Origin of the sequence: uncultured Flavobacterium sp., from assembly GCF_963925185.1 — a bacterium.
In the GTDB taxonomy this organism is placed as follows: Bacteria; Bacteroidota; Bacteroidia; order Flavobacteriales; family Flavobacteriaceae; genus Flavobacterium.
Genome location: NZ_CAWURC010000013.1, coordinates 59189 through 72229, shown reverse-complemented (window position 1 = coordinate 72229; position 13041 = coordinate 59189). Strand labels below are relative to the sequence as shown.

General features: G+C 33.7%; 7 protein-coding genes. 2 read left to right on the top strand and 5 right to left on the bottom strand.

Annotation, left to right across the window (positions count from 1 at the left end; translation table 11 throughout):
* The first annotated feature begins 23 nt into the window (after positions 1-23).
* Both AABM59_RS04130 and AABM59_RS04125 read left to right on the top strand, forming a co-directional pair.
* A complete protein-coding gene (locus AABM59_RS04130; RefSeq protein ID WP_338407710.1) occupies positions 24-1316 on the top strand; it encodes a glycosyltransferase family 4 protein in 1293 nt (430 codons plus the stop codon).
* Between the two features lie 15 nt (positions 1317-1331).
* Positions 1332-2828 carry a polysaccharide biosynthesis C-terminal domain-containing protein gene (locus AABM59_RS04125; protein WP_338407709.1) on the top strand — a complete coding sequence of 499 codons (1497 nt, stop codon included), beginning with the start codon at positions 1332-1334 and terminating at the stop codon, positions 2826-2828.
* Positions 2829-2834: 6 nt separating this feature from the next.
* Here the strand turns inward: AABM59_RS04125 and AABM59_RS04120 are convergent, their stop codons facing one another.
* From AABM59_RS04120 to AABM59_RS04100, 5 genes are all read right to left on the bottom strand, one after another.
* Positions 2835-5243, bottom strand: coding sequence for a thiamine pyrophosphate-dependent enzyme (locus AABM59_RS04120; protein ID WP_338407708.1), 2409 nt, complete (start codon positions 5241-5243; stop codon positions 2835-2837).
* A gap of 185 nt (positions 5244-5428) precedes the next feature.
* On the bottom strand, positions 5429-8257 hold the full coding sequence (locus AABM59_RS04115) for an aminopeptidase (RefSeq protein ID WP_338407707.1): 2829 nt from the start codon (positions 8255-8257) through the stop codon (positions 5429-5431).
* Between the two features lie 41 nt (positions 8258-8298).
* Entirely contained in the window at positions 8299-9027 is a 729-nt protein-coding gene (locus tag AABM59_RS04110) for a TIGR00730 family Rossman fold protein (RefSeq protein ID WP_338407706.1), read from the bottom strand.
* 61 nt (positions 9028-9088) lie between these two features.
* A complete protein-coding gene (gene uvrA / locus AABM59_RS04105; RefSeq protein ID WP_338407705.1) occupies positions 9089-11920 on the bottom strand; it encodes an excinuclease ABC subunit UvrA in 2832 nt (943 codons plus the stop codon).
* A gap of 101 nt (positions 11921-12021) precedes the next feature.
* The gene (locus AABM59_RS04100) at positions 12022-12975 is read right to left on the bottom strand and encodes a Fic family protein (RefSeq protein WP_338407712.1); all 954 of its coding nucleotides are present in this window, start codon (positions 12973-12975) and stop codon (positions 12022-12024) included.
* Positions 12976-13041: the final 66 nt, after the last annotated feature.

Sequence of the window (13041 nt, the reverse complement as noted above, 5' to 3'; positions counted from 1 at the left end):
AGTCTAAACCTTAAGCCTTAAACTTGAAACCAAAAAAACTTCTTATCATAACCTATTATTGGCCACCAGCCGGAGGGCCAGGTGTTCAGCGTTGGTTGAAATTTGTTAAATATTTACCCGATTTTGGTGTTCAATCCATTGTTTATATTCCGGAGAATCCAACGTATCCAATTATTGACGAAGCTTTGATAAATGAAGTTTCGGAAAAGGCAATTATTTTAAAGCATAAAATCTTTGAACCGTATCAATTTGCGTCTATGTTTTCGAAGAATAAAACCAAAAAAATCAGTTCGGGAATTATACCCAATCAAAAAAAACAATCCTTTCTGGACAAAGTATTTCTTTGGATTCGGGGCAATCTTTTCATTCCAGATGCGCGCGTTTTTTGGGTAAAACCATCAGTTAGGTTTTTGGAAAAATATATTTTGGAAAATGAAATTGACACCATTGTAACTTCTGGACCGCCGCACAGTTTACACCTCATTGGACTGGAATTAAAACAGAAATTTGGAGTAAAATGGTTTGCCGATTTTCGTGATCCTTGGACAACTATTGGTTATCATAAATCCTTGCGATTGTCGAATTATGCAGTCAAAAAACACAAAGCATTGGAACACCAAGTGCTGAATACAGCCGATACCATTATTGTGACAAGCAAGACCACAAAAACTAAATTTCAAGCCATAACGAATAGACCAATTGCGGTGATTACAAATGGCTATGACACAGAAAATGGAGTGAAAGAAGCTTTGGATTCAAAATTTACTTTGGCTCATATTGGCTCTTTTTTGTCGGAAAGAAACCCTAAAATATTATGGGAAAGTTTAGTGGAACTAATCAATGAACTGCCTGATTTTAAAACGCATTTGGAAATAAAATTAATTGGAGCAGTAAGCCAAGAAGTTTTGGAAACCATTACCCAATTTGAACTGAAATCGTATTTGAATAATTTGGGTTATGTTTCCCATTCTGAAGCGATTGCACATCAAAGAAAGTCACAGGTTTTGTTGCTTATTGAAATTAATTCCGATGACACCAAAAGTATTATTCCAGGGAAATTATTCGAATATATGGTTTCTGGAAGACCTATTGTTGCGATTGGTCCAAACGGTTCCGACTTTGCCAAAATAATTACCAATACAAACACAGGCGTATTTTTTGACTATTCCGAAAAAACGAAACTAAAAAGTGTACTTTTGGGCTTTTATAATCAATTTTTAGAAGGAAAACTACAATCGAACGGCGTTGGTTTACAACAATATTCAAGAAAGAGTTTAACTGAAAAATTGGCTCAACTTCTAACTCCTAACTCCTAACTCCTAACCTTATAAATGGGAATAGTATTAAATCAGTCCTTAAAAAACACTATAATAACGTATATCGGTTTTGCCATTGGCGGTATAAATACCATTTATTTTTATCCTGTTCTTCTTGGGGCGACTTATTATGGGCTATCTAACTTTATACTTTCATTTGCCAATGTAATTATGCCATTATTTGCCATAGGTATGCAAAACACTTTGGTAAAATTTTATTCACAGTATGAAACTCGTGAGGAGCGTTCCCGTTTTTTATCGTTTACTGTTTTGTTTCCCTTTGTAATAATAATTCCACTGTTGATTCTGGGGTTGTTTTTTTATGATGAAATTTTATTTTTCTTGTCAAAAAAGAACAAAATTGTAAAAAGTTTTATTTGGTTAATCCCTTTTATAGGTTTGTGTATGGCTTATTTCGAGATTTTTTATGCTTGGTTAAGAGTTCATATGCATTCTGTTTTTGGAAATTTCATTAAAGAAGTTGGACTACGTTCGTCTTCGCTTTTTTTATTGGTTGGTGTTTATTTGGATTGGTTAAGTATTACAGGTTTTATTTATGCCACGGCAGTAGTGTATTTTTTAGCTCTAATCGTAACAATGTATTATGCTTTTAGCATTGAAAAACCGGCGTTTCAGTTCCGGATTCCGGATAATGTAAAGGATATTTTGACCTATACATTTTATATTATTTTGTCTGGAAGTGTTGCTAATTTGCTATTAGATGGAGATAAAATTATTCTAAACCAATATATGCGTATTGAAAACATTGCTTTTTATTCGGTGGCAACTTATATTGCTTTGGTTATTTCGGTTCCAAGTCGCGCCATGCATCAAATTGTATATCCAATTACTGCAAAATTAATGCACGAAAACAAGCATGATGAAATGAATATTTTATACAAAAAAACATCAATTAATTTGCAAGTGGTAGGAGGTTATGTAATGCTTGGTATTTTTGTAAATATTAATATGTTATATGAAATAATTATACAAGGACTTAAAGACCCCGCAGAAAAGGAATTATATCTTGGTAGTATATTGGTCGTTTTTATGATTGGTCTTTCTAAATATTTTGATTTAATTTTGGGGAATAATAATGCTATTATTTTCAATACAAAATATTATCGAACCGTGTTGTTTTTGGGAGTTCTTTTGGTGATTTTAACGGTTGGCCTGAATATGATTTTTATTCCAAGATATGGTATAATAGGGTCAGCATTTGCCACTTTATTGTCGATTACTTTATATAGCTTGGCTAAATTACTTTTTGTAGTTAAAAAATTGGATTTATATCCTTTTACCAAACAAACCTTCTATTCAATAGCTCTTACGCTTATTTTATTTCTTGTATTTTACTTTTGGGAGTTTCCTTTTAATCCGATAATCTCAATAGTTTTAAAATCGATACTAATGACCATTGTATACGTTTATCTCAATTATAGATTCGTAATTTCTATAGAAATAAACCAGGTTATTGACAATGTATTGAAAAAACTCAAGGTGATTAAGTAATATTTTTTAATACAAAACCGGATATTTCGAAGGATTTACCTCGTTCATCATAGCATATACTTTTTCGAAAATATCTTCTATGGATGGTTTCGAAAAATAATCACCATCTGTACCGTAAGCTGGTCTGTGCGCTTTAGCTGTCAAGCTTTGTGGTTTGCTGTCTAAATGATTATAACCATCTTGATTTTCTAAAATTTGTTGTAAAATATAAGCTGATGCTCCACCAGGAGCGTCTTCGTCGACGACTAATAATCGGTTAGTTTTGGCTATACTTTTTACAATATCTTTTTTAACGTCAAACGGAAGGAGGGATTGTATGTCGATTATTTCGCAATCAATTCCAATTTCTAAAAGTTCTTTTGCGGCCTCTTCAACCAGCTTTAATGTAGAACCATAAGAAACTAAAGTGATATCAGTTCCTTCTTTTATTGTTTCTATCTCACCAATTGGTGTTTTGAACTCGCCATAATTCAAGGGCATTTTTTCTTTTAACCTATAGCCATTTAGACATTCGATAACTAATGCAGGCTCATCACATGCCAGCAAAGTATTATAAAAACCGGCTGCTTTAGTCATGTTTCTAGGAACTAAAATATGAATTCCCCTCAAGGCATTTATTATCATTCCCATAGGCGAGCCTGAATGCCAAATTCCTTCGAGTCGATGACCACGAGTTCGAATGATAAGAGGTGCTTTTTGTTTCCCAACTGTTCGATATTGCAAAGTGGCTAAATCATCGCTTAGAATTTGAATTGCGTATAATAAATAATCCAAATATTGAATTTCGGCAATGGGACGTAAACCCCTCAAAGCCATTCCTATTCCTTGACCAATGATACTTGCTTCTCTAATTCCAGTGTCGGAAACACGAAGTTCTCCATATTTTTCCTGTAATCCTACCAGACCTTGGTTTACATCTCCAATATTTCCTGCATCTTCTCCAAAAATTAATACTTCAGGATATTTTGTAAAAATGGTATCAAAATTATCGCGTATAATGACTCGGCCGTCGGTATCTACTTTAGCGTCATTTGGATATTCTGGCAGCACTTTTTTTACTGAAAACACATTCGAACTAGACTCAGAAAATAAGTGGCTGCTGAATGTTTGTTGGGTTTTTTGTGTGTAGTTGTTTATCCAAAGAGATAATTCCGTTTTGCAATTTTCGTTTATTACTAATCTTAAGACTTTGCGGGCAGTAACAAGAATTTCTTTTTTTAGAGGGGCTTTTATGCTGCTCAAATCAGAAACAAGTTTCAGAATATTGTCTTTATTTATACTTGCGGTAGCTGTTCTTTCAAGCAATGCAACAAGTTCCTTTTGTTCCGCGATAATTGGGTCAATGAAAGCGTTCCAAGCTGCTTTTTTTCCTTCTAAGACTTCGTTTTTTACATTGATATACATTTCTTCTAGTTCTTCAGGCGAAGCAATATTGATAGCAATCATCCACAATTTCATTTGTCGAATACAATCAAAATCTTTTTCCCAAGCTAGTCTTGTTGCATCTTTATATCTTTCATGTGAACCTGAACTAGAATGTCCCTGTGGCTGTGTTAATTCGGTTACATGAATAAGTACAGGAATATGTTTTTCACGAGCTAAATCAGCGGCTTTTTCATAAGTTGCTATTAAACCTGCATAATCCCAACCTTTTATTTTTAAGATTTCGATACCATTAGTATCTTCTTCTCTTTGGTATCCTTTTAAAATTTCGGAAATACTTTCCTTTGTTGTTTGATATTTTGCATGAACAGAAATGCCATATTCGTCATCCCAAACACTCATTACAATAGGTACTTGTAATACACCGGCTGCATTTATGGTTTCAAAAAACACACCTTCCGAAGTACTCGCGTTTCCAATGGTTCCCCAAGCTATTTCATTCCCATCGATAGAAAAATTAGATTTATTTGTAATTCCAGGTACATTTCTATATATTTTAGAGGCTTGTGCAAGTCCCAATAATCTTGGCATTTGTGATGCGGTTGGTGAAATATCGGCACTTGAATTTTTTTGTTTGGTCAAATTTTTCCAACTGCCGTCATCATTCAAACTGTGTGTTACAAAATGTCCCCCCATTTGTCTTCCTGCCGACATTGGTTCCTGTTTAATGTCAGTATGACCATATAATCCGGCGAAGAATTGCGATATCGTTAATTCGCCAATTGCCATCATAAAAGTTTGATCGCGATAATATCCTGAACGAAAGTCACCATTTTTAAAGAACTTTGCCATAGCAAGTTGAGGAACTTCTTTTCCATCTCCAAAAATCCCGAATTTTGCTTTTCCAGTTAATACTTCTTTGCGTCCTAGTAAACTACATTCTCGGCTGATTAAAGCTATTTTATAGTCATTCAACACTTCAGTTTTGAAGTCTTCAAATGTTAATACGGGATTTTTTTTTTCTTTTATCATAATTAAAGAGTAAAGCTTCAGCCGGCAAATTTAATTAAAAACTGGCTATTTTCATAATTCATTGAAAGAAATACAATTTTATTTTCAATAATTTATTTTCAATATAAGGCTTATTTTTTAAATTAAATTTATTTTTAAGTTAATTTATTAATAATAACATAATTTTTAGGGGATTATAAATTAAATCAAAACCATTTTCTAGTAAAAAGTTTGATTAATCTATTGGGGTCTAGAGTAACTACAAACCTAATTTTTTCGTTGTAATTATTTTGTGCTATATCCCAACCATTATTCGAATACAAAGGAAAATACAATTCAAAGTAATCCGCCAATAAACTCATCCGGATTCCTCCGTCATAGACAAATTTTTGTTTTTGCTGTTTGTTTTTTACAAAACCGACATCTCCATAAATATCTATCCAATTCCAAATAGTATAACTTCCATTTAAAGTGGTAATCCATTGGTTAGCATAAGGTGTGCTTAGTTTTGATTTGAATCCTCCTTCTGCCAAAATAAATTCTTGACTCGCAAATCCAGTACTTGACGATCTACCTAAGTATCCATAATCAAAAAGATAATCTGTAGGTCTGTCTAATGCAAAACTAAAAAAATCAGAATTGGTATTGTTATATATAAAACCACCTGCATACATTCGTAAATCTATTTGATGATTGTTTTCAAACAGTTTTCTAAAATGTACTTCAGATGAAATTTTCCCAAATTCATTAGAAAATTGCAAATTGCCTACAAAACTCATATGATTAGTAACTTCGGTTTTTGTATTGATATATTTTGCGTCAAAAATTGAAAAATCTTCTAAAGAGTTGTCAACTACAAAGTCACTTTTCTCTCTATTGACAATTACTTGACGAAAATAGATTAGTTGTTTTCTATTGTCTCGAAGGTTTTTTTGCCGGATTTGTAATAAAACGGAGGGGTTTATTTTTAGATAGGTGGCATCTTGAGCATAATGGAAATAGGAAGTGCTGATGGCATATTTTATGTTAAACAAATTGCTGTTTCTGTAATCATGACTAATTGCAAAGCTAGCAGTACCATTCATTATTTTTGATTTTATGGAATACGAGGGATTTAAATCAAAAACAAAAGGTTTGTTTAATATGGTTTTATTATGGAATCTTATACCTGGTGAAAGGCCATCATAAACGTTATAAGGCAAAATTGGAGCATATAAAACTTGGTTATAATAGGAATCTTCTAAATCCTTCAAAAAAACAAATTTTATGGGACGATTATTTGGAAAAAAACCTTCTAATTTCTTCCAATTATTTCTTAAATTGAATTCGGGAACATCATTTTTGTAGTTTAAAATAATTTTTTCCGCATTTTTTCTGTACAATGTATAAAGGCTATCTTTTGTCGAATTGTCAATCCATTTTTTAAAAACTATGGTGTCTTTTTTTATACCAAACACAGGAATTGGAACGGAAACACCCGTTTTATTTTTTAACGAAAAGGAGACACTATCCTTTGTTTTTGACACATTAGCAAACTTATAATCGATATTTTCTCGAGAGTTTATTATGGTGTTAAAAAACCAATTAATATCCTTATTTGTTTCTGATTTTAGAGCCTTTTCAAAATCATTTTTGCTCGTTTGGGTTTCCTTATTTTGGGTATAAAATTGCCTAATACCATTGGTTACAGAATTGTTTTCAAGATAATCATCTAAATAAATTAAGCTTAATCCTGCTCGATATTTACTGGCAATTTGTTCGTTAAATTTTATCAATGAATTCTTCGACGCTCCAAGGGGCTGGTCTAAATTTTTCCGAGCCATAAGCATATAAAAATAGCTGAATTGTTTGTTGAAATCTAAATTTATAAAATTATAACTTTTTAATAATTTAATATTGGAAACGCTGCCTAGCATTTTGCTTTTGGGATGGTATTCATCAATATATTTCATCATAACATAAATTTGAATTCCATCATAAACCCAATTGTCTTTTCTAGGATTTAGCCGCAAACTATTGTTTAGATAATTGTTTAAATATGTTTTTAAAAATTTAATTTCAAAAAGAAATTCATCCGAAAATGGGCTGATGAAAGAAGGTAATTGATTCAGGCCGTAAAAAGGGTTTCGCTCATAATCTGCTTGTGAAACTGTGATTTTTTCATGTGGGTATTTTCCAATTAAATCATTGGCAAATGTGGTGATCCTATCTATAACAATAGCTTTTTGAATATCGTCGAGCTTGTTGCTTTTTAAGTTTGTCACGACTTCAATGGAACTGTTTTTATAACTGCGAAAGTTAGATTTTGGTTCTATAAAAAGACTAAAATCAGTTCTATTTTTCCCTGTTAATTTATAAATTGAAGAATCATCAGTTTTAGAAAATAAACTACTACTTAAATCGGAAGTAACTTCTAGATTTTTAGGGACTTTTATTTCGATATCAAAATCAGAAACAGCATTGGCAATGTCATCTAAATTGTTATTACTATAATTAATAAAAGCATTATTTTCTTGACGTGCTGGAGTAAGAAACCAGTTTTTTAGATTCATTCCTCCGTCACTAGCATAACCATATTTAGTAAATTTATCGCTTGGAATTTTTTCAATATAAGAAAGATGTAAAGTAATTTTTTGGTTTGGAGCTAATTTATCTCTCAATTTAATTTCTATATAATCCGGATTTTTATCGGTTCTTTCCCAAAAAAGTATTGATTTATCTGGATTTCTAATAATAAGATTAGTAGTACTTCCACGTTCTTCTTCATTGGCTAAATGAAAACCTCTATAAAATTCATCCGAAAATCGCTTGGCCAAAGGGGAAGATTTCGAAGAAAAGGCATTGTTCCAATCATTCAAAAAAATAGATGTGAGCGAGTCTTCCGTTTGATTAAAAAGTACAATTTTCTGCTCAATAGTCAAGGTTTTCTTATCCATATCTACAGCAACAATCATTTGAGAATGATGTTGAGCATATTGTTTTACCGACGTAATAAAAACAAGTATATATAGGATATTTTTATAGAATGACTTCAATTATTTTTTTTAAAAGATTAAATACTATTGTAAAAAATTATTTAGAAATTGGGAGTCAAATCATATTTCCTGTAAAATTTATCCAAGACATCCAGCACTTCATCTTCGGTGTCCACAATTTTAAATAAATTCATGTCCGTAGCATTTACGGTATGCTCTTGTTCGACCAAAACTGTTTTAATCCATTCCATTAATCCAGACCAAAAGGTGGTTCCAACTAATATTATCGGGAATTTTCCAATTTTTTTTGTCTGAATCAAGGTTAATGCTTCAAATAATTCATCCATAGTTCCAAAACCTCCAGGCATAACAACAAAGCCCTGTGAGTACTTCACAAACATTACTTTTCGAACGAAGAAATAATCAAAATTTAGGTTCTTATCTTGGTCAATATATGGATTATAATGCTGCTCGAATGGCAAAACAATATTTAAACCCACCGAAGTTCCTCCACCTAGTTGAGCACCTTTATTACCCGCTTCCATTATACCAGGACCACCGCCAGTAATAACACCATAACCTGCTTTGCTTATTTTGTATGCAATTTTTTCGGCTAATAAATAGTATTTATCCCCAGATTTTGTTCTAGCTGACCCAAAAATAGAAACACAAGGGCCTATTCTCGCCATGTTTTCATAGCCGTTTACAAATTCGGACATAATTTTAAAAATTGCCCAGCTGTCATTGGTTCGTATTTCGTTCCAAGTTTTTCTTTTCAGTTTATCCTGAATTACTTTGTCTTCATCGTTATCAAAATCTTCTAATCTCATTTTTGTATTTTTATTTTTTTTTGAAATTTAATAGGATTTTACAACTTTAAAAACCTATATGCTAATATAACTCTTTTTTTAAATATTGCGCCGTGTAGCTTTTTTTATTTTTGGCCACTTCTTCTGGAGTTCCTTTAGCAACAACTTCACCGCCACCTTTTCCTCCCTCGGGGCCAATATCAATAATATAATCCGCTAGTTTTATAACGTCCATATTATGTTCGATAATCAAGAAGGTATTGCCTTTATCGACCAGTTTATTTATCACTTCCATCAATACTCTAATGTCATCAAAATGCAATCCAGTTGTGGGTTCATCAAGTATATAAAACGTATTTCCAGTGTCTTTTTTAGCTAATTCTCCCGCCAGTTTAATACGTTGTGCTTCGCCTCCGGAAAGTGTAGTACTTTGTTGTCCCAAAGTAATATAGCCCAAACCTACATCTTGCAAGGTTTTGACTTTTCGATAAATTTTCGGTATCATTTCGAAGAAAGTAACGGCCTCATCGACTGTCATATTCAATACATCTGAAATTGATTTTCCTTTGAATCTGATTTCCAAAGTTTCTCTGTTGAAACGCTTTCCTTGACAGGTTTCACATTCCACATAAACATCGGGCAGGAAGTTCATTTCTATTGTTCTCACACCAGATCCTTCACAGGTTTCGCATCGTCCGCCTTTCACGTTAAAACTAAAACGACCCGCTTTGTAACCCCGAATCATACTTTCGGAAGTCATTGTAAATAGGTTTCTAATTTCAGTAAAAACTTCGGTATAAGTCGCTGGATTCGAACGTGGCGTTCTTCCAATCGGGCTTTGGTCAATATCAATTACTTTGTCGATATGTTCCAAACCTTCAATTTTTTTGTAGGGTTTTGGTTTTTTGACACCATTAAAATAAAAGGCGTTCAAAATAGGATAGAGGGTTTCATTAATCAAGGTCGATTTTCCGCTTCCCGAAACTCCGGTTACGCAAATCATTTTGCCTAAGGGCAATTCTATCGATATATTTTTAAGGTTGTTTCCGGTCGCGCCAGTCAATTTCAGAAAATTTCCGTTGCCTTCCCGACGTTTTTTTGGAACCTCAATTTCCATTTCGCCATTCAAGTACGAAGCCGTCAAAGTATGGTCTTTCAATATTTCTGCAGGAGTGCCTTTACTGATGATTTCGCCACCGTGTTTTCCCGCTTTTGGACCAATGTCAATTACATAATCGGCACGCAAAATCATATCTTTGTCGTGTTCGACCACAATAACCGAGTTTCCTATGTCGCGCAATTGTTCCAAAGAATGAATTAATTTGTCGTTGTCTCTTTGGTGCAAACCAATGCTTGGTTCATCCAGAATATATAAAACACCCACCAACTGTGAACCAATTTGAGTTGCCAATCGAATGCGTTGAGCTTCCCCACCCGAAAGCGATTTCGAACTTCGGCTTAAAGCCAAATATTCTAAACCTACGTTCATCAAAAAGTTCAAACGATCCTTAATTTCCTTGATAACTTCCGTGGCAATAGTTTTTTGCTTATCGGATAAATGGGGGTTCAAATCATGAAACCAAGCCGTTACATCAGAAATATCCATATCGCATAATTCGGCAATATTTTTTTCGTTAATTTTAAAAAATAAAGCTTCTTTTTTTAATCGAGAACCTTCACAAACCGGACATTTGACTTCGTCCATAAATTCTTTTGCCCAACGTTTTATTGTTGTCGAACCACTTTCGTCGTGTTGGTTTTTTATGAAATGTGAAATCCCTTCAAACTCAATTTTATATTCTTTGGTAACGCCCAAAACTTTCGATTCGACCGAGAATTTTTCTTTTCCGCCATTCAAAATCATTTGCATTGCTTCCTCGGAAATTGTCGAAATTGGGTCCGTTAATTTGAAGCCATATTTTTCGCCAATGATTTCCAATTGCTTGAACATCCAACTACTTTTGTATTCGCCCAAAGGGGCAAAACCACCTTTATTTATTGATAATTTAGGATTGTGGATAATCTTTTTGATATTGATTTCGTTTACCGTTCCCAAACCTTTGCAATGCTCACAAGCCCCTTTTGGCGAATTGAAGGAAAACAAATTCGGTTCCGGATTTTGATAGGAAATTCCAGTGGTCGGGCACATTAAATTCCGACTAAAAAACCGAATTTCATTCGAGTCTTGGTCTAAAATCATCAGCACATTTTCACCGTGATACATCGCTGTTTTGATGCTTTCGGCCAAACGCTTTTCGTTATCTGCGGTATCTTCAATAACCATTCTGTCAATCACGATTTCGATATCGTGGGTTTTGTAACGGTCAAGCTTCATTCCCGTTGTGATGTCTTTGATATCGCCATTAATACGAACTTTCAAGAAACCTTGTTTGGCAATTTGTTGGAACAATTCGGCATAATGTCCTTTTCTGGCGCGAATTATTGGCGCCAAAATATTGATTCGTTTTCCTGCGAAATCTTGTGTAATCAAATCCTTGATTTGCTCGTCGTCATAGGAAACCATTTTTTCGCCCGTGTTGTAACTATAGGCGTCGGCAGCACGGGCAAAAAGCAATCGCAGGAAATCATAAATCTCGGTGATGGTTCCAACGGTCGAGCGGGGACTTTTGCTAGTGGTTTTCTGTTCGATGGCAATTACAGGCGAAAGTCCATCTATTTTATCGACATCGGGACGTTCTAATCCACCCAAAAATTGTCGGGCATAAGCAGAAAAAGTTTCCACGTAACGACGTTGTCCTTCTGCATAAATCGTGTCAAAGGCTAAGGATGATTTCCCGGAACCTGAAAGCCCGGTAATCACGACCAGTTTTTCACGAGGAATACGAACGTCAATGTTTTTTAGATTGTGTACTCGCGCACCCAATACTTCAATGTTGTTATCGTTTTTTAGCATAAATTTTGAGCAAAAAGCAAAGTTACTGTTTTGGTTTATTCTTTCGGTATAACGATTTGGAAGTTTATGTTAAAACAGGAGTATGAAAACGCTAATTTAAATTAGCGTTTTCTTTTTCGGATTAGAATATAATCATCGATAGCTTCTTTAGTGGTATACCAATTTCTACCTTCTTTATAGGCGTCAATCTTGCCTGTCCGAGCCAATAAGCTTACATATTCTTGACCATAAGGAGCACTAGGTTCACTGACGATATCTGATATTTTTTGAAAGTCATTTGCACTGTCAGGCATTGCATTCAAATAAATATTTAAACTGCGTTCCAGAGCTTGGCACATCAAAAGCATTAGTTTTTGATAATTGCCATTATTGGCTTGATTGAGTGCTTCGTAGTATTTTTTTCTATCATTTTTGAGGATAATGGCAGGCGGAAAACCACAACGCATCAACAATAAATTCATAGCCAGTCGAACTGTTCTACCATTACCATCAAAAAAAGGATGAATATAAACTAATTTATGATGAAAAACCGCAGCCAATTCAATATCGTTTAGTTGTAAAGGATTTGTATTGATAAAGTCAATCAATTCCTCCAGTAAATCCGAAACTTTATTGGCGTTTGGCGGAACAAAATTCGCTCCCGAAATGCGAACACCACCGTTTCTGATACGTCCTGCAAAATCGTCTTCGATGGAACGTAAAACCAGACTGTGAATAGAAAGAATGTCAATATTTCGTAAAACATAATTATTATTGACAATGCTGTACAAATAATCTATTGCTTTATCGTGATTGTGCGTTTCAAAATGTTCATGAAGCGATTTGCCTTTTATGGTTATTCCTTCCTGAAGTACCATTTGCGTTTCTCGTAAGCTCAAAGTATTCCCTTCAATACTGTTAGAATTATAAGTCCATTCTATGGATAAGCTTTCCCTTATTTTATTCAAAGCAATCTTAGGCAAAGGTCTGCTGGCTTGCAAATCTTGCTTTTTTTGGTGCAATCTCTCAAAGGTTGATTGAAACTCGGCTTTATATCCTAAATCTATTTTCCACATATCTCCACAAAGATACATATTATCATCGGTTATATCTAATTTTTAAACTATCCGATATTAAAATCA

Bases quoted from the DNA above. Each gene is read 5' to 3' on its own strand.
- uvrA (WP_338407705.1), bottom strand. From the start codon at position 11,920: ATGCTAAAAAACGATAACAACATTGAAGTATTGGGTGCGCGAGTACAC.
- AABM59_RS04120 (WP_338407708.1), bottom strand. From the start codon at position 5,243: ATGATAAAAGAAAAAAAAAATCCCGTATTAACATTTGAAGACTTCAAA.
- AABM59_RS04110 (WP_338407706.1), bottom strand. From the start codon at position 9,027: ATGAGATTAGAAGATTTTGATAACGATGAAGACAAAGTAATTCAGGAT.
- AABM59_RS04100 (WP_338407712.1), bottom strand. From the start codon at position 12,975: ATGTGGAAAATAGATTTAGGATATAAAGCCGAGTTTCAATCAACCTTT.
- AABM59_RS04125 (WP_338407709.1), top strand. From the start codon at position 1,332: ATGGGAATAGTATTAAATCAGTCCTTAAAAAACACTATAATAACGTAT.